This window comes from Mesorhizobium argentiipisi (SeqCode), from assembly GCF_037179585.1.
Lineage (GTDB): Bacteria > Pseudomonadota > Alphaproteobacteria > Rhizobiales > Rhizobiaceae > Mesorhizobium > Mesorhizobium argentiipisi.
This window is the reverse complement of sequence record NZ_JAPYKO010000023.1, coordinates 85,388-101,510: the sequence shown is the minus strand read 5'-3', so window position 1 is coordinate 101,510 and position 16,123 is coordinate 85,388. Positions and strand designations below refer to the sequence as shown.

The 16,123-nt window shown below is 63.8% G+C and carries 25 protein-coding genes; 11 read left to right on the top strand and 14 right to left on the bottom strand.

Annotated features, from left to right (window positions below; genetic code table 11):
- Window positions 1-375: 375 nt before the first annotated feature.
- The 3 genes from O7A05_RS25990 to O7A05_RS25980 all read left to right on the top strand — a co-directional run bounded on the left by O7A05_RS25990 (window position 376) and on the right by O7A05_RS25980 (window position 3,652).
- Entirely contained in the window at window positions 376-2,493 is a 2,118-nt protein-coding gene (locus tag O7A05_RS25990; protein ID WP_337095799.1) for an EAL domain-containing protein, read from the top strand.
- A gap of 90 nt (window positions 2,494-2,583) precedes the next feature.
- The gene (locus O7A05_RS25985; protein WP_337095798.1) at window positions 2,584-2,985 is read left to right on the top strand and encodes a hypothetical protein; all 402 of its coding nucleotides are present in this window, start codon (window positions 2,584-2,586) and stop codon (window positions 2,983-2,985) included.
- A gap of 166 nt (window positions 2,986-3,151) precedes the next feature.
- A complete protein-coding gene (locus O7A05_RS25980; protein WP_337095796.1) occupies window positions 3,152-3,652 on the top strand; it encodes a hypothetical protein in 501 nt (166 codons plus the stop codon).
- Between the two features lie 5 nt (window positions 3,653-3,657).
- On the opposite strand, the gene O7A05_RS25975 is transcribed toward O7A05_RS25980, so the two are convergent.
- Both O7A05_RS25975 and O7A05_RS25970 read right to left on the bottom strand, forming a co-directional pair.
- On the bottom strand, window positions 3,658-3,957 hold the full coding sequence (locus O7A05_RS25975; RefSeq protein WP_337095795.1) for an AzlD family protein: 300 nt from the start codon (window positions 3,955-3,957) through the stop codon (window positions 3,658-3,660).
- Window positions 3,954-4,697, bottom strand: a complete 744-nt coding sequence (locus tag O7A05_RS25970; protein ID WP_337095794.1) for an AzlC family ABC transporter permease — start codon at window positions 4,695-4,697, stop codon at window positions 3,954-3,956. Before O7A05_RS25970 ends, O7A05_RS25975 begins: the two co-directional genes overlap by 4 nt.
- Before the next feature lie 170 nt (window positions 4,698-4,867).
- On the opposite strand from O7A05_RS25970, the gene O7A05_RS25965 reads away from it, so the two are divergent.
- Window positions 4,868-5,326, top strand: coding sequence for an Lrp/AsnC family transcriptional regulator (locus O7A05_RS25965; RefSeq protein WP_040981044.1), 459 nt, complete (start codon window positions 4,868-4,870; stop codon window positions 5,324-5,326).
- 40 nt (window positions 5,327-5,366) lie between these two features.
- Here O7A05_RS25965 and O7A05_RS25960 read toward each other — a convergent pair whose 3' ends face one another.
- From O7A05_RS25960 to O7A05_RS25940, 5 genes are all read right to left on the bottom strand, one after another.
- Complete coding sequence (locus O7A05_RS25960; protein ID WP_095768382.1) at window positions 5,367-5,687, bottom strand: plasmid stabilization protein; 321 nt, start codon at window positions 5,685-5,687, stop codon at window positions 5,367-5,369.
- Between the two features lie 37 nt (window positions 5,688-5,724).
- Window positions 5,725-5,922 (bottom strand): hypothetical protein, encoded by a 198-nt coding sequence (locus O7A05_RS25955; protein WP_224584507.1) that lies wholly within the window; start codon window positions 5,920-5,922, stop codon window positions 5,725-5,727.
- Window positions 5,923-5,971: 49 nt separating this feature from the next.
- The gene (locus O7A05_RS25950; RefSeq protein WP_337095788.1) at window positions 5,972-6,190 is read right to left on the bottom strand and encodes a hypothetical protein; all 219 of its coding nucleotides are present in this window, start codon (window positions 6,188-6,190) and stop codon (window positions 5,972-5,974) included.
- Window positions 6,191-6,216: 26 nt separating this feature from the next.
- Window positions 6,217-6,711, bottom strand: a complete 495-nt coding sequence (locus tag O7A05_RS25945) for a hypothetical protein (RefSeq protein ID WP_337095786.1) — start codon at window positions 6,709-6,711, stop codon at window positions 6,217-6,219.
- A 147-nt stretch (window positions 6,712-6,858) separates the two neighbouring features.
- Window positions 6,859-6,960 carry a KGG domain-containing protein gene (locus O7A05_RS25940; protein WP_082369942.1) on the bottom strand — a complete coding sequence of 34 codons (102 nt, stop codon included), beginning with the start codon at window positions 6,958-6,960 and terminating at the stop codon, window positions 6,859-6,861.
- A 440-nt stretch (window positions 6,961-7,400) separates the two neighbouring features.
- Between O7A05_RS25940 and O7A05_RS25935 the strand changes: the two genes are divergently transcribed.
- A complete protein-coding gene (locus tag O7A05_RS25935) occupies window positions 7,401-7,625 on the top strand; it encodes a hypothetical protein (protein ID WP_224584511.1) in 225 nt (74 codons plus the stop codon).
- A 67-nt stretch (window positions 7,626-7,692) separates the two neighbouring features.
- Here the strand turns inward: O7A05_RS25935 and O7A05_RS25930 are convergent, their stop codons facing one another.
- Complete coding sequence (locus tag O7A05_RS25930) at window positions 7,693-8,586, bottom strand: alpha/beta fold hydrolase (protein ID WP_337095784.1); 894 nt, start codon at window positions 8,584-8,586, stop codon at window positions 7,693-7,695.
- A gap of 40 nt (window positions 8,587-8,626) precedes the next feature.
- Window positions 8,627-9,058, bottom strand: a complete 432-nt coding sequence (locus O7A05_RS25925) for a DUF6894 family protein (protein ID WP_337095782.1) — start codon at window positions 9,056-9,058, stop codon at window positions 8,627-8,629.
- Between O7A05_RS25925 and O7A05_RS25920 the strand changes: the two genes are divergently transcribed.
- Window positions 9,023-9,742, top strand: coding sequence for a Crp/Fnr family transcriptional regulator (locus tag O7A05_RS25920; protein WP_337095781.1), 720 nt, complete (start codon window positions 9,023-9,025; stop codon window positions 9,740-9,742). The genes O7A05_RS25925 and O7A05_RS25920 overlap by 36 nt on opposite strands.
- 4 nt (window positions 9,743-9,746) lie before the next feature.
- On the opposite strand, the gene O7A05_RS25915 is transcribed toward O7A05_RS25920, so the two are convergent.
- Complete coding sequence (locus O7A05_RS25915; RefSeq protein ID WP_337095780.1) at window positions 9,747-10,073, bottom strand: DUF982 domain-containing protein; 327 nt, start codon at window positions 10,071-10,073, stop codon at window positions 9,747-9,749.
- Window positions 10,074-10,238: 165 nt separating this feature from the next.
- Window positions 10,239-10,415 carry a hypothetical protein gene (locus tag O7A05_RS25910; protein ID WP_224584519.1) on the bottom strand — a complete coding sequence of 59 codons (177 nt, stop codon included), beginning with the start codon at window positions 10,413-10,415 and terminating at the stop codon, window positions 10,239-10,241.
- A 163-nt stretch (window positions 10,416-10,578) separates the two neighbouring features.
- Here O7A05_RS25910 and O7A05_RS25905 point away from each other — a divergent pair, with 163 nt between their 5' ends.
- Together O7A05_RS25905 and O7A05_RS25900 are read left to right on the top strand one after the other, a co-directional pair.
- The gene (locus O7A05_RS25905; RefSeq protein WP_337095779.1) at window positions 10,579-11,598 is read left to right on the top strand and encodes an SDR family oxidoreductase; all 1,020 of its coding nucleotides are present in this window, start codon (window positions 10,579-10,581) and stop codon (window positions 11,596-11,598) included.
- A gap of 31 nt (window positions 11,599-11,629) precedes the next feature.
- On the top strand, window positions 11,630-11,947 hold the full coding sequence (locus O7A05_RS25900; protein ID WP_337095778.1) for a hypothetical protein: 318 nt from the start codon (window positions 11,630-11,632) through the stop codon (window positions 11,945-11,947).
- 33 nt (window positions 11,948-11,980) lie between these two features.
- Here the strand turns inward: O7A05_RS25900 and O7A05_RS25895 are convergent, their stop codons facing one another.
- On the bottom strand, window positions 11,981-12,166 hold the full coding sequence (locus tag O7A05_RS25895; RefSeq protein WP_337095777.1) for a hypothetical protein: 186 nt from the start codon (window positions 12,164-12,166) through the stop codon (window positions 11,981-11,983).
- A gap of 268 nt (window positions 12,167-12,434) precedes the next feature.
- On the opposite strand from O7A05_RS25895, the gene O7A05_RS25890 reads away from it, so the two are divergent.
- Window positions 12,435-13,538, top strand: a complete 1,104-nt coding sequence (locus tag O7A05_RS25890) for a flavodoxin family protein (RefSeq protein WP_337095776.1) — start codon at window positions 12,435-12,437, stop codon at window positions 13,536-13,538.
- Window positions 13,539-13,547: 9 nt separating this feature from the next.
- Window positions 13,548-14,609 (top strand): YihY/virulence factor BrkB family protein, encoded by a 1,062-nt coding sequence (locus tag O7A05_RS25885; protein ID WP_337095775.1) that lies wholly within the window; start codon window positions 13,548-13,550, stop codon window positions 14,607-14,609.
- Window positions 14,610-14,641: 32 nt separating this feature from the next.
- On the opposite strand, the gene O7A05_RS34500 is transcribed toward O7A05_RS25885, so the two are convergent.
- The gene (locus O7A05_RS34500) at window positions 14,642-14,920 is read right to left on the bottom strand and encodes a GmrSD restriction endonuclease domain-containing protein (RefSeq protein ID WP_415927054.1); all 279 of its coding nucleotides are present in this window, start codon (window positions 14,918-14,920) and stop codon (window positions 14,642-14,644) included.
- Between O7A05_RS34500 and O7A05_RS25880 the strand changes: the two genes are divergently transcribed.
- Window positions 14,841-15,749: a hypothetical protein gene (locus tag O7A05_RS25880; RefSeq protein ID WP_337095774.1), complete on the top strand. Its 909-nt coding sequence runs from the start codon at window positions 14,841-14,843 to the stop codon at window positions 15,747-15,749. The genes O7A05_RS34500 and O7A05_RS25880 overlap by 80 nt on opposite strands.
- Before the next feature lie 128 nt (window positions 15,750-15,877).
- On the opposite strand, the gene O7A05_RS25875 is transcribed toward O7A05_RS25880, so the two are convergent.
- Window positions 15,878-16,102 (bottom strand): hypothetical protein, encoded by a 225-nt coding sequence (locus tag O7A05_RS25875; protein WP_337095773.1) that lies wholly within the window; start codon window positions 16,100-16,102, stop codon window positions 15,878-15,880.
- Window positions 16,103-16,123: the final 21 nt, after the last annotated feature.

Here is a 16,123-nt window from a genome sequence, read left to right as displayed (position 1 = left end):
TACACCGCACTTGCTGCCCGGTCGGGCTCCAAGAAGCTCGCTATCATCGCCGTCGCAAGGAAGCTCCTGGTCGTCCTCAACGCCATCATTCGCGACAAAACCGCATTCGCATGAACACAGTTGCCATTCCGTGACCAACGCCGTAGGGCGCAACGGTGCAGAATTCTTTGAACGTTGCAACGCCTTAATGTCACGGAATGGATTCTCAGGTCTGCGCGCGTCGCTTCGCTCCTTGCTCCGCCCTAGAATGACGAGCGCGAAAGGTTCGCGCCAAATCCGCCCTGTCTGACGTCTCATCCTTAATTGGGAGCCCCGGTAACCCTTTCTTGTCTGCTTTCATGCAGTATTGCCGGGGCAGGACGGCAAGAACAAAGAATGGCGGACGACAACAAACGCAATGGCGAATTCTGGGCGCTGGCGCTTGATCGCGCTCATCTCGGCCTATGGGACTGGAATCTCGCGACCGGCGACTGCTGCTATTCGCCGACCTGGTGGCGGATGCTGGGCTATGCCGAGGGCGAGCTCGCCGACAGCTCCGATCTGTGGCTGAAGCTCACCCATCCCGATGACCGCGAGCGGGCGCTGGCGAGCGGCGATCGCCATATCGCCGGTCACACCGAATCCATCGAGACAGAACTTCGCCTGAAGCACCGGGACGGCCACTGGGTCTGGGTGCTCGACCGCGGCGGCATCGTCGAGCGCGATGCTGAAGGCAAGCCGCTGCGCCTGATGGGCGTGCAGACCGACATCACCAGACAGAAAGAGGCCGAGGCCGCGCTTGAGCAGGTCAATGTCCGCCTGCGGCTCGCGCTCGCGGCCAGCGGTACCGGCATCTGGCACTACGACATCGGCACCAACAAGAGCTATTGGGACGCCCGCACCAGGGACATCTTCGGGCTTGTGAGCGATACCGACGAGGTGACGGCCGAACTCTGGCACACCTATCTCCACCCGGACGACAAGGAGGCCACCGAGCGCGCCCATCTGCCGCCGCCGGGCTCTGAAAGCGTGACTGCCACGCAATATCGTATAGTCCGGCGTGACGGCCAGGTCCGCCATGTCGAATCGCTGGTGCGCTTCATTGCCGGTGTCGGCTCGGCCGGTCAGATTCTAGGTACCGTGCGCGACGTCACCGACGAGAAGACGCGTGCCGAGGAGCTTGCCTTCGCCGCGCGTCACGACGCATTGACCGGGCTACTCAACCGTTCGGCCTTCGACCGGCTGCTTGCCGAAAACATCGCCATGGCCGAGCGGCTGCCGCTTGCCGTGTTCTACGTAGACCTGGATTACTTCAAGGCACTCAACGACTATGCCGGCCATGCCGCCGGGGACCTGGCGCTGAAGAGCGTCGCGGCGGGAATCCTCGCCAGCCTGCCCGCTTCGGCGCATGCAGCGCGGCTCGGCGGCGACGAATTCGCGCTTTTGGTGCCGAACTGCAATGATGCCTGCGCCGAGCATCTTGCCCGTGCCGTGCTTGCCGCCGTGCGTAACGCCGATCTCGGCGCGGCGGTCACCTCGCGCAGGCTTGCCGCCAGCATCGGCATCGCCTTTGTGCGCGACCGCAACATGAGCGTGGCCGACGCGCTCGCCTGCGCCGACGATGCCTGCTACGCCGCCAAGGCCGGCGGCCGCGACCGCTTCGCGCTGTTCTCGCCGGAGACGACGTCGGGCGCCGCCGGCCTCAACGCCGCGCGGCTGGCGGCCGATCTGGTCGATGCGATGGAGGACGGCCGGCTGAGGCTGTTCGGTCAGGAAATCCACCGGCTCGGCCAGCCATGGGAAGACAGCCGCCATGTCGAAGTGCTGGCCAGGCTCGAAGCCCACACCGGCAACATGATCCCGCCCGGCGATTTCGTGCCGGTCGCCGAACGCTTCGGCCTCGCCGCCCGGCTCGACCGCTGGGTCATCCGCACCGCGCTGACGCGCCATGGCGAGGCGATGCGCGCGGGGGCCATCTCGCTCGACTTCAATTTGTCGGCGCAGACGCTTTCCGATCCGCAGCTCTGGGAATTCGTCGACGAGGCCATTGCCGGGAGCGGCGCGCCGCCATCGACCATCGGCTTCGAGATCACCGAAACCGCCGCCGTCACCAATTTCGACGCGGCGGAAGAATTCGTACGCAAGGCGAGGCTCCGCCATTGCCGCGTCAGCCTCGACGACTTCGGCGCCGGCATGAGCTCCTTCGAGTATCTCAGGCGCTTTCCCATCGATGCCATCAAGATCGACGGTTCGTTCGTCGAGCACATCGCCGACAGCCGCTTCGATCGCGAGATCGTCTCGGCGATCACCGGCATCGCCCGCTCGATGGGCGCCGCCGTCGTGGCCGAAAAGGTCGAGGAAAAGAACGCGCTGGAGATCCTCATGGGCATGGGCGTCGCCTATGGCCAGGGCTATTTCCTGCACCGGCCGGAGCCGCTGGAGGCGATCGTGGCGAGAGCCGTAAGCGGCGCTGCGTCACCGACGCGGCCGCATGCCAGGTCGGCACAAAAATAAGACGTTTCTAAAATTGCAATCACTCATTTAAGGGCGCCGTAATCGGGCGCGACGATGATCCGATCTCACAAAACGGATCGGAGCGCGTGGATGAAAACCTTTCCCTTGTTTGCGGCAACTGCAATCGGCATGCTGGGCATCTTCGCCACGCAGCCGTCTTATGCGGGCTCCGACAATGGCGGCGGGTTGACGGGGGCGTCCACAGCCGACCATGACGACGATCAGGTCAATACATCCAGCGTCGGCGACGACAATGAAGCCGCCGAGAATGACGAGGCCGGGCACAAGGGTGACGGCGCCGCTACCGGCTCGCATGAAGGCGACCAGGACGGCGATCATCAGGGCGACGATCATGACGGCGACCACGAAGTCGGAGACGGTGCCAGCCATGACGGCGGCGGAGACAGCGGCGGCCACGACGGTGGCGGCGAGAGTGGTGGCCACGATGGCGGCGGGGGCAGCGGCGACCATGACGGCGGAGGGGACGACTAAGTCTTGGGGGTGACAGCGCGGCTCATCGTTAAAAGGTGAGCCATCCTTCTATCGAACTCTTAGGACAACTGCGCTTATTGCCTGTGAAGCGTTCTGTTCGGACATGACGTCTGGCTCGACTGTCCGGCGTCCGGACCATGACGGACGGGCGCCTGCGAGACCCGTAATGTCCTCGACCGTCAACATCGCCATTGTGACTCTGCAGCCGCAGCGCCTGTTACCAACGGCCAGGCCGGCTGCCAGCATCCACAGCGCCGTCGGCACTACTTCGCCGCTCATACAGGCGGAGCCCGCGGCCCCAGCATCCAAGTTCAGCCTCGACAACCTCAACATCACGGCGACGAAGGTTCGACTGATGGAACGCGCGGGCAAGGAGTTTGGCGTCGATCAGACCGATTACGAGTCCGTGTCGTCCTACGGTACGGCAATCAAGAACGCCGTCGAAGCGTTGAAACGGCAATCGCCGTCGGCGATCGCCGAGATCGAGAGACAGCTTGGCCTGGACCAGCTTGGCGTTTCTCTCGATGCGCTCGTCGAGGCGATAGTCGATCCGCGAGGCAGCGACAGCGAAAGGCTGGATGCCACGCTGAAGCAGCATACGGACGCCCCGGGCGAAAGCGACGCCGCTTCGATCCAGCCGGACGAGCTCGGGCTTTACGGCGGCTGAGGCAGCTAGCCCATCAGCCACCTCAGTACGCCCGCCGAGGCCACCCCGATCACCACCGTCGGCAGCATCGACAGCCTTGACGCGGCAAGCACGGTTATGGCCAGCGCGGCGAGATCGGCCGGGTTCTTCGATACGAAGTCCGGCGCGATCACCGAGATCAGCACGCAGCCGGGTGCCGCCTCCATCACCGTCGTGGCGCGCGGGCTGAGCGTGCGGTTCCTCAGCACCACATAGCCGCCGATGCGGGTCAGATATGTCACGCCGGCCATCGCCAGGATGGCGAGCGCGGTCATCGGATCGATCATTTGTCACCTGCCAGAAACCAGGCGGCCACCAAGCCGGACAGCGCGCCGGCCGCCACATACCAGGCACCGGGCACGACGAGATAGGTCAGCGCCGCCACCGCCAGGCTGACGAGCCAGGGCCGGGCCGCTGCCAAACCCCTCCACATGCCGCGAAGCAGCACCAGGAAGACGGCCGGGAAGGCCATCGCGAAACCGTATGTCTCGACGTCGCCGAGCACCGGGCCGAGTGCCGCGCCGCAGGTCGTGAACGCCACCCAGGCGAAATAGAAGGGCAGGCCGGCGCCTAGATAAAAAGCCAGGCTGAAGGCCGGCCGCATGCCGGCGGCGGCACGGCGCTGCGCGTCGGCGAGGCCTACCGCCCAGCTCTCGTCGCACATCAGGAACAGCGCAGGAAACACCTTTCGCTTCGGCAGGTGCTTGATGAATGGCGCGAGTGCGGCGCCCATCAGGAAATGCCGGCTGTTGACCAGAAGCGTGATGGCGGCGATCAACAGGACATGCGGCGGCGAGGTCCAGAGCTGGATCGCCGCGAATTCCGAGCCGCCGGCGAAATTGAGGCCGGTCATCAGCGGTACCTCGACCACGCTCAGGCCTTTCTGCGCCGCCTGCGCGCCGAGCACCAGAGCGTAGGGGATGATGCCGAGCAACACCGGCGTCGAGGCGGCAAGCCCGCGCCGGAACTCGGCGCCGCGGCCGTTGCTGGTTTGCTCCCCGGCGAGGGCGACTTCGGAAACGCTCATGGCTTTGCCTTCGGCTGGCCTTGCGGCCGCCGTTCTCCCGTTCGGTTGTGCAATTGTCGATGGCCGGACAATAGCCGAAACGCCTGGCAATCGGGTTGCGAAGATGCGGTATTTTTGCCAGAATTTGGCATTAGATAGAGCAATTAGGAAAAAGATTGGAATCCTGATCCATGAAGTTGGACGAGATTGACAGACGTATCCTGCGTGCCTTGCAGCGCGACGGGCGCATGGCCAACAACGATCTGGCCAAGGAGGTCGGCTTGTCGCCATCGCCATGCCTCCGCCGCGTCAAGCTGCTGGAGGAGGCCGGCGTCATCGATCGCTATGTCGCGGTGCTCAACCCAGCCAAGATCGGCCGCGGCCAGACCTTCTTCACCCGCATCTGGCTGAAGCAGCAGGATGAGGACACGATCGAGCATTTCGCCGCCGAGGTGGCGAAATTCCCGGAAGTGATGGAATGCTATCTGATGCTGGGCGATTGCGACGCGATGGTCCGGATCGTCGCCGCCGGCATCGACGACTACCGCCGCTTCCAGTCGGAGCATCTGAGCCGCATCAAGGGCGTGCAGAACGTCAAGACGGACGTGCCCAGCCAGACGATCAAGCAGACATCGGAGATGCCGCTGTGAGGCTCTGGCCTTCTCCCCACGTGGGGAGAAGGGGATGTCCTCAATGATGAGCGTGGTGCTCGGCGTTGCGCTTGCGCGTGGCCGCTGCCTTCTTCGCGGATGCGGAGCGCGCGGCCGCGGATCGCTCGCCCGACGCCTTGCCGCCAGCCTTCCCGCCCTTATGCGCCGCCGGATGGCCGGTGTGCTTGCCGCGGCCGGAGCCGCCTGCCTTCTTGCCCCCGGCGTCGTCCTTGTTGACCGTCGCCCAGGCGCGACGCTCGGCTTCCTTCTCGGACACGCCGCGCTTTTCATAGCCTTCGGCGATATGGTCGGCCTTGCGTTCCTGCTTGTCGGTGTATTTCGATTTATCTCCGCGTGGCATTGTCCTGCTCCTTGTTGCGCTGAGTGAATTGAGAGTCTCAGGAACCCTTCTTCTTGGCGACGTCGCCGAGATCCGACCGTTCCGGATCCTTGTTGTTCTCGCCGGCCGCGTCGCGATCCTCATCGGGATCGTCCTTGGCCGGCAAGTAGCCGCGCGGCTTGTTGGCCTTCGGGCCTTCCCAGCGCGGCCATTGATCGGAGGTTCCGGGACGTCCGGTTCTGGGAGAATTGCTCATGGTAACCTCGCTTTCGAGAAGGCCGTTTGCCCTCCGTCTTGGAGAACCGTCAGCCTTCCGCTTTCATGGTCCTTGCGATCTTCAAGAGTTTGTCGCGGTCGTGCCCGTGCTCCCGGATCAGTTCGCGCGCCTGCTTCGGCGACAGATCGGTATTCTCCGCCAGGAAGCGCACGTCGGGATCGTCGCCGCCCTTGGTCGGCAGGCTGCCCGTTTGCGACGCACGAGCCCCGCCCGGACGGTGGGGGATGTTGTCCTTTGCCTGGGTCATCGCAGGCCTCCTTGGATTTCCTTGGGTCAGCCGGCCGTCTCCGACTGCTTGCGGCGCGCTTCCTTCTTGCGCCGCAGCACCTCGTCGGTGCCGACGATGTCCTTCGCCCCGCCGGTGATCGCGGTCGACACCACGGCTGGCGGGTCGCTTGCCGGAAAACTGTCCTCGAGGCCCGACTGCAACTGTTCTTCCAGCGTGTCGGGATCCTCCGAGCGGCCTTCAGTGCGCCGTTCGTCGATCTGCTCCAAATCATGCTTTGCGTCTGGGTGCTCGCGCACGTTGCGCAGCGTCGACACAACGAGCTCGACTGCGAACTCCTTCATGGCGTCGGCCTGCGGAGCGGCAACGTCGGTCTCCTCGACCAGGCGAACAAGCGATTTTTCGAGCTTGTCCAACTCGCGCATGCCCTGGCAGTGCCCAAGTTTCTGCGCCAGGACTTGGATCAGCAACGGACCGAAGGTGGAATAGGCCTGCATGCGGGTCTCATCGACCTGTTCGGGATGAAGCGTTTGCAGCGACATTGGTGCCTCCGTTCAAACATCCTGCGGCGGCAGCCCTGGGCAACCGACTGAAGAGGAACTGGAGGGCGGGGCAGAAGTTCCATCGCGGGGTCGATCCCGCGGGCAAATGAAAATGGCGTCCGTGAAGGACACGGACGCCATTTGAATTCAGCGCTGGCCGCCCTTGCGGCCGGCTTCCGAGGCGCGCTGCCGGTCTTCGGCGAAGTTGCCGCTGCCGCCTCGATGCTGGCCCGCGCCCCGCTGACCCATATTGCGGTTGTCGGCCTGCTGCTGTCCGCTGCCGCGATGCTGGTCGTCACGGTTCTTATGGCTCTGCTGGCCGGCCTTGACGTGCTGTTCGTGGGTTCCGCCTTGATTGGGCATATCGAATTCTCCGTTGGTTCGGATTTTCTTCGGGGTGAATTCAAGGACGCGTTCGGCGTCCTCGAGTAAGGGGAACAGGCGCCGGGAACCAATGTTCCGCTCGAAACATTTCGTGACCCGGATCGGACTGAAGTCCGAGGCGGCCGGCGCATTGGGCTGGCTTATGCAACCAATCCGCTTTCTGCGAATTGGGGAGCGGCCGTCGAGAAAGCCCCCTCCATCGCCGGCCGTACTGGTGCCCGCCGGTCGCCCCGCGCAATTCCGGCGGGCACCAATATCCATGAACAAGAAAGGCCGCTTGACCGGCTTCGGAGCGAGACGACGTTTTGACCCACATCTCTGCAAAGCCCGCACGGCAGGACGCCGAAAGCCTGCCTGCAAACGACAACCAGCGTGCCACCCGTGCCGATCTTTCGTTCCTCGATATCATCAATGACGAAGATGAGGTCGCCGACATTGCCAGGCGCGCGGAGCGTCTCGGCCACGCCACGCTCATTGCAATGGCAATCGGTCTGGCAGCGGTTCCGTTGCTCTATTTGATCCTGGCCTGAGCCAGGCCGCCGGCAGGGCGCAGCAGACGCTTGGCCGGCCGGCACCATCGCCGAGAAAAGAGCGCTTCTATCTTCCGGAAAAGAACGCGTCCAGCGTGGCCGCCGTTTCGATCGGCGACTCCTCCGGAAAGAAGTGACCGCCAGGCATCGCTCCACCGCTGGCATCGTCGGCCCAGCTCCGCCATATGCCCAGGGGTCCGTCTTCATCCCGATACCACTCGGCAAGCGCCCCGTGCTCGCTCCACAGCGCCAGCAACGGACAGGCGATGCGACGACCCGTTGCCTGGTCCTCGCGATCATGCCGGCGGTCGAGCGCGGCCGCCGCGCGATACTCTTCGCAGATGGCGTGGATATGCGCCGGATCGCGCAGCGCATCGACATAAGCCTGCCGCACGCCGGGCGGGAATGCATCAGGCGCCGAACCCCAGCCGGAAAGCGCGTTGTCGACGACCGCTTCCGCGCTGGCCGCCAGCATTCTCTCCGGCAACGGCTCCGGCTGTGCCAGCAGCGACCAAGGCCAATAGCCGAGCGCCAGCCTCGTATCGGCCCGGTCCCAGACCTCGGCTGTGGGGATGATGTCGAGCACGGCGAGCTTCTCGACGCGGTCCGGGTGGTCGAGTGCCAGCCGGTAGGCAACGCGCCCGCCTCGATCATGACCCGCGACCATGAAGCGCCGAAAGCCGAATGTTTCCATCAGCACGACCATGTCGGCGGCCATGGCGCGCTTGGCATAGGGCGCATGGTCGGCGGCCGAAGGCGGGCAGGAGCTTTGCCCATAGCCGCGCAAATCGGCGCAGACGACGGTGAAATCCCGTGCCAGGCCGGGAGCCACCTCGCGCCACATCACGTGGGTCTCGGGAAAGCCATGCAACAGGAGCAGGCCGGGTCCGCTGCCGGCGTGGCGGGCGAAGATCCTTGCTTCGCCTGTGTCGACCTCGCGGGTGTCGAAATCCTGAAACATTGCTTGCCTCCGGCGGCTGGCGCCGACAGCATCGACCGCCTCACGTCCAGGCGGATTCCAGTGTCAGCGACGCTTCGAAAATCTGGTCGCGTTTTTCGTCCAGCACTTTGACGGTGATGGTCAGATGCTTGCCGCCCGGCATTTCGTCCCGGGCGACGTCGTGCAGGATGCGCAGCGCCTCCATGCCGGCCCGCTCACGGCTGGCAAAGAGCTGCCCCTCGGGGTCTTCCTGGCTGTGCTCGCTGTTGTAAAGGTCGAAGTAGAAGCGCTGCATCGGCAGGTCTATCCCCGCAAACTTCGAGGTCAATCCACGAGCGTGGTCATGGTTCCAAAGGGCTGATCCTGAGAAAAAATCCGCGCCGCGCCGGCTCTTGGCGAGCGCCGCCTGCAACCAGCCTCTGTCTGCGGCGTTAGCTGATGCCACGGAGAGCGCCGGATGCTGGAATCGCTTTATCTCAATCTCGGCCAGCACGACGCTCTCTCGGAGGAAGAGAAGGCGCTGCTCACGTCGACTTTGTCGATCGAAAAATATGTCGGTACCGGGGAGGATATCGTCTCGGAGGGAACCAGGCCGACTTACAGCACGCTCATCGTCGACGGGTTTGCCGCCCGCTACAGGGTGTTGGAGGACGGCGGCCGGCAGTTCACCTCGCTGCAGATCGCGGGCGATTTTGTCGACCTTCATGCGTTTTTGCTGAAGACGATGGACCATGGCATCGTCGCGCTATCTCCCTGCCATGTGGCCGCAGCGGAGCATAGCAAGCTCAAGACGATCACCGAGCAGGCGCCGCATCTCACCCGGCTGTTGTGGCTCGACACGCTGGTCGACGGCGCCATTCATCGCGAATGGATCGTGGCCATGGGACGCCGCTCCAAGCTCTCCCACCTCGCGCATTTGATATGCGAGCTGTTCGTCAGGCTGCAGGTGGTGAAGAAGACGCGCGACATGAGCTTTTACCTGCCGCTGTCGCAGGCTCAACTGGCCGACGTGCTCGGCCTGTCCGTCGTCCACATGAACCGGGTGATCGGCACGTTGCGACGCATGAACGTCATCGGCTGGGCGAACCATATGATCACGATCCTCGATTGGGAGCGGCTGGTCACGATCGCCGAGTTCGATCCGACCTACCTCAGCATGGCGCGCGAGCCGAGATAAGCCTCTAGCCGGGTGGCGCCTTGGAGCGCGACCAGAGTGTGTCGAGCATAGTCAGTGCGGCGCTCGGCTTGGCAGGCTTCAGCAGGCCCTGTTGCGCAGCGACCTTTTTGAAGGCGGCAAAGGCGATGGCCGGCCGGCAGGTGCCCGCGATCGCATCATCCACCAGCCGGGCCGCTTCCAGGTAGGCCGGTGCTTCTTTGTTCTTCCAATGTCCGGCAAGCGCCTTCTTGGCCTCGGCGACGGTGGTAACCACCATCGTGCCGCCGCTGACGAAGCGGATGGTGAGCGGCAGGAAACGGCTCATCGGCTCGTCACCATCCGAGCCATTCATGCGTGCGCCAGGCAAGGCCAACAAAGGGCGCGGCGGTCATCATGGCAGCAACGAGAAGAAAAAGCGGAGTGTTTATGCGCAAGGATTTCATAATGCCCCGCAAGATTGAGAATGGTCGTAAACGATGACATGGCCGGTCGGTTGCATCTGCCCGGCGGTTCGGAGCTACATGTTGCTCGCGGGCCGGATCGGCGGCGCCGGCCGGTGCGGTGGCCTGGGACGCGGCCGGAGCGGCACATCCGCAAGCGAGGCGCGGATCACCCTGACGGGGATCGGCGGTGCGACGGCACGCCGGCGCAGCAATGCGGCCGAGAGGCTGCCGATGAGAGTTCGAACGTCCATGGGACTCCTCCTGAAGAGTTCCCCCAATGACGGGCGGGTTAGCACTCCCGCCCGTGCCGCGCATTTAACTTTGATGTATGCCCGAGCGTCTCGGCGACGTGGCCCGACCCGAGCCAACCTTTTCAGTCGGCATGCGTTGTCCTTCGAACAGAAGGAGACAGCCATGCCGATCAGCAGCCGAACGAAATCCGACGCGGCCCAGAAATCAGGGGCGACCAAGAAGGCAGACACCGCCGAAACGACGCGCAGGCAGCGCGGCGTGCAACGCAAAGTCGACGCCACCGACCGCAGCAAGCCGAAACCCAAATCGCCGGGCGCCATGCAGGCCGGCGCGCGCCGATATCCCGTACCGCCTTTTCCCAAGCAGCACCACCCGAAACCCGGCGAGGAATGGGCTATCGAGCCTGCGCCGCTTTATGACGCACCGTTCTGGCAAGGGTCGGGCAAGCTCAAGGACAAGGTTGCGCTGATCACCGGCGGCGATTCCGGCATCGGCCGGGCAGTCGCCGTGCTCTTTGCGCGCGAGGGCGCCGATATCGCCATCGCCTATCTCAGCGAGGATCGTGACGCCAAGACGACAAAGCAGGCGGTTGAGGCGGAGGGGAGGCGCTGCATTACCTTGCGTGGCGACGTCGCCCAACGCGCCTTCTGCCGCAAAGCGGTGGCCGAAACGGTCAAGGCCTTCGGCACGCTCGACGTGCTGGTCAACAACGCTGCCTTCCAAATCCACTCGGCCGACTTCGCCGATCTGACGGAGGAGCATTTCGATACCACGCTGAAGACCAATCTATACGGCTATTTCCACATGGCGCAGGAGGCCGTGCCGCACATGAAGCCGGGCTCGGCGATCATCAACACCGGTTCGGTCACCGGCATCGAGGGCTCGAAGGAACTGGTCGACTACTCGATGACCAAGGGTGGCATTCACGCCTTCACTCGCGCGCTTTCCGGCAACCTCATCTCGAAGGGTATCCGCGTCAACGCGGTGGCGCCCGGTCCGGTCTGGACGCCGCTCAACCCCTCCGAGAAAGAAGCGGAAGACGTCTCGCAGTTCGGCGCCAAGACGCCGATGAAGCGGCCCGCCCAGCCGGAGGAGATCGCGCCGGCCTATGTGTTCCTGGCCTCGCCGCAATGCTCGAGCTACATCACCGGCGAGATCCTGCCGATCATCGGGGGTTACTGACCCCCTCGAGCACTGACATGAGGAGGATCCCATGAAAGATCCCATGAACAAAGCGCTTCTCATCGCGGCCTTCGCTCTGGTCCCGGCTTTGCCCGCGGCGGCGCAGACTGCCGCGCAACCGAAGGATCAGTCGACGCAGAACTGCCAGGCCAAGCCCGACGCGAACGACCAGCAGCAAAAGCAAAAGCAAGAGGCCGATACGGACGAGCTGTCGAAACAGCTCACCAATTGCGGCGGCGTGCTGAAGCCGCCGCCGACCGGCGACCAGAATGCCAAGGTTCCACCGCCCACCGGCAGCGATATGCCCGTGATCAAGCCGGGCCAGGTGCAGCCGCAGACCGGCCAATGACGCAGCCGGCCGTAATCTTCAACGATGGAAAGGTCAGCGTTTGCGCTTTTCGCCACCGGCGGTCTTCAGGGCCGGCGAGCTGTTGGCTTCGCGTATCATGCGCAATGCCTCGTCGCGGGTGAGCCCACATCTGCGGGCGTAATAAGCGGCCTCATGGATTTCGGCGCGAGAGGCTGCCGCAACGCCGGAAGAGGACCGTCTGCTTTTCTTCTTGGCCATCGGTTTGCCGTGCCATGAATCACTTAGTCAGCTAATTATAGGCTCGTTGTTCCTAATTGCCAATCGCCGCTGCTTTTGGCGATCCTGCTAGGCTGCCTTTGCCATTGGGGAACCATTGCACCGATACAGGATTGTGACTTGCGGGCCGCGTCAGCCGGACCTGGTGGCAGAGAGAACAGGGCTGGTTTCTCCGGCTTCCCGCCCTGGCCAACGAAAAGGCAGTCGAGCTCTTGTCCCACCCGGCCCGCTCCGAGCGTGGGGCAGTTACATGGCAGTGGATACGGAATCAAACAGTGGCGGCGTCGAACCGCGCAAGGGCATGCCCAGCCCGCGTCTCGGCGAGAGCGAGTTCAAGCAACGCTACAGGAAGCTGTTCTACGATCCGGCCTTCGAGCCGGAGGCCGAAGCCATCGGCAGGCTGGCCGAAATCGCTTGGCAGGCCTATAGCGAAGAACGTAAAAGTCCGGTGACCCGCAAAGCGGGCGAGGGTTTTCACGACCCAAGCTACGATCTCTCCATCGAATGGATCGCCGCTCACGATGCGGTCAAGGCCGCGCAGCGGCGCCACGACGACAAAACTGCGCCGTCGCGCATCCTGATCATCAACGGCTCCTCACGCAGCGAGCATACTTGCCCGGGCGAAATGTCGAAAAGCTTTCGTCTTGTCGAACTGGCGCGCCGCGCCATTGCCGGCAGGCCGGGCTTTTCCGTTGAAGTGCTCGATCTGTCGCGGCTCGCTTCCGAATATGGCCGCAGGATCTACCCTTGCAAGGCGTGCTTCTCGACAGCGGCGGCGCTCTGCCACTGGCCGTGCTCGTGCTATCCGAACCATTCGCTCGGCCAGGTGCACGACTGGATGAACGACATTTATCCCCTTTGGGTCGAGGCGCATGGCGTGATGATCGTCACGCCCGTCAACTGGTACCAGACCTCCTCGCCGGTAAAGCTGATGATGGACCGGCTGGTCTGCGCTGACGGCGGCAATCCCGATCCGTCTTTGACGCAGGGCAAGGATGCAGCGCTTGCCAAGCAAGCCGAACTCGCTGGCTGGGACTACCCCCGTCATCTCGAAGGCCGGTTGTTTTCGGTTGTCGTTCATGGCGATACGGAAGGCGCTGCGAACGTGCGGCATGCGCTTGCCGACTGGCTGCGTTCGATGAAGCTCGATCCCGTCGGCGAGATTGCCGAACTCGACCGCTATATTGGCTACTGGAAGCCCTATGCAACCAGCCATGACGAGCTCGACGCTGACAAGGACGTTCAGGTTGAAGTAAACAACGCCGCGCTAGCCCTGGCCGAAGCGGTGGCGAGGCGCCGGGCAGGGGAATTCCCCACCATCGGAGCCGATCTCAAGGACCCACGCCCAAAATAGGGGAAGAAGATGCCGCGCTGGGCGAACGAAGGCTGGACAATCCTCAAGGAAAGCGTCTCCGGCTATATTGCCGACAATGCGCTGAGCCACGGCGCGGCGATGGCCTTCTACGCCACCACCTCGCTGGCGCCGATCCTGCTGATCGTGGTCGCGATCGCCGGGTTCGTCATCGGCAATGATGCCGCGCAATTGGCGCTCTCGGCACAAATATCGGGCGTCATGGGACCGCAGAGCGCTGATCTTCTCAAGGCAACGGTCGAGACCGCCTCGCAGCGCGGGTCGGGCGCTTTGGCCACCTTGATCGGGCTGGTCACGCTTTTAATCACCGCGTCCGGCGTCTTCGGCGAGATGCAGCAGACATTGAACGAGATCTGGAAGGTCAAGCCCACCAGCGTGTCGTTTTCGCGCCTGGTGCGGGCGAGGGCGGTGAGCCTCGGCCTTGTGGCGGCGCTCGGCTTCCTGTTGCTGGTGTCGCTGGCAGCCAGCACTGCAATCGCCGTGCTTGGCGACATCATCAACCGCAGCCTGCCGTTTGGAACGCTGATCGTCAGCGGCATCAACACGGTCGTCTCCTTCGCATTGATCGCGCTGCTCTTCGCCGCCATCTACAAGGTCCTGCCGGACCGGGAGCTCAAATGGCGTGACGTGGGCGTCGGGGCATTGGTCACGGCGCTGCTCTTCACCGTAGGCAAATCGATGATCGGCTGGTACATCGGCACCAGCGCCATAGCGACGTCCTACGGAGCGGCGGGCGCGCTGATGGTGGTGCTGGTCTGGGTCTATTATTCGGCACAAATTTTTCTCTTCGGCGCCGAGATTACCCGCGCCTATTCGGTGCGGCGAGGCAGCCGGCGCGACCTCGCGCCGGTCATTGCGGACGCAAAAGAGCGGGCTGCCTCGGGCCAAGCCAAGGAAGCAGCCAAACCGCTGGAGACGATGCCGGCCAATGCCGCCCGTGTTGGCACCGCGGCGCCTCGAGCAAAGGCGTTCGGCAACGGGATCGGCATATGGATTGTAATCAGTAGCCTGATCACGCTGTTCGTCACCCTGCTTTTGCGTCCAAGAGGCTGAAGCATCCATCGAGATCGAATTCCCGCAAGAAATCAGCAGGCTCCAAAGTCGAGGGCGGTCCGTCGATCTCCGTCACTAAACCTTTGGAACGAAAGCCAGTTCTGCGAATTGGTATTTCGTCTCGCGAGCAACAGGAGGTTACTATGGGACGAGGTATATTGCTTTGGCTGCTGGGTGTTCCAATCCCGATCATCATCCTGCTTATGCTGTTCGCGCGGTAGGAGATGTGTGATGAATTCCGCAGTAACTGACGTCGAACTTTCCGGCGCTGCCGAATCTTCATCCTCCGCCGTGAGTTGGGGTCCGATCATCGCCGGAGCCTTCGCCGCGGCGACGCTGACAGTGGTCCTGATGCTGATCGGCTCGGGGCTGGGGCTGACCATGGTTTCGCCATGGACCGGCGCCAGCACGTCGATCACCACCTTTGCAGTCTCGGCCGCCGTCTGGCTGATCGTCGTGCAATGGCTTTCGGCCGGGCTCGGCGGTTACTTGACCGGCCGCCTACGGACGAAATGGGTCGGCATTCACGACAACGAGGTCTACTTCCGCGATACGGCGCACGGCTTCCTGGCCTGGGCGCTGGCGACGCTGTTGGTGGCCGGCGTGTTCGGCTCAGCCTTGTCCGCAACCATCGGCGCGGGGGTGCAGGCGGCGTCCAACGTCGCGGCGGGCGCGGCCGCGGGCGCTTCGTCGGCGGCCGCGAATAGCGCCGGCGCAACCGACAACAACACCCTGGGCTATTTCGTCGATCAACTGTTCCGCCCGGCCGACACCGGTACCGTCGCCCCGGCTGGCCAGAATGACGCCGCCACGACGGCGCAGGCAACACGCATCCTGGTGGCGAGTGCCGCCAAGGGCGAGGTGTCGGCCGACGACAAAGCCTATCTTGCAAAGCTGGTAGCCTCCCGCACCGGGCTTTCACAGGCCGATGCCGCCAAGCGCGTCGATACCGTCCTTGCCGGCATCGAAGATGCCAAGAACAAGGCGAAGGCGGCCGCCGACACGGCCAGGAAGGCAAGTGCCACCTTCGCGCTCGTCGGCGCCCTTTCGATGATCGTTGGGGCTTTCATTGCCAGCGTTGCCGGCGCGCTCGGCGGCAGGCAGCGCGACGAAGACGAAGCACTTTTCGTCCGCGGCTGACACAGCCCGAGCCGCCTTCGGCATCCATCGATAATTACGCCCGCTGGCTTCGCCGGCGGGCGTTTATCGTCGAGGATACGTCGGCCAACGCACGCCCGCTTCCTGCGACAAACGCCGCTGCGACGGCCTCACCGAGCCTTGTTGCCTTCTCGCCGCTCTTCCTGCCGTTTCTCGATTTCGTAGGAGAGCCAGCGGCAGAACATGCCGATGATCGAGGTGGTGGCTCCCCCGAGCAGACAGGCCGTCGGACTTTTCAATGCGCTGTCCCAACTGACGGTCGCCAGCAGGATCATGCTCACCGTTGAGATCAGATAGCCTGCGCCCTTGAGCGGGTGAAGCGACGATCTGGTCATGCTGGTCCGCCTTCGAGATTG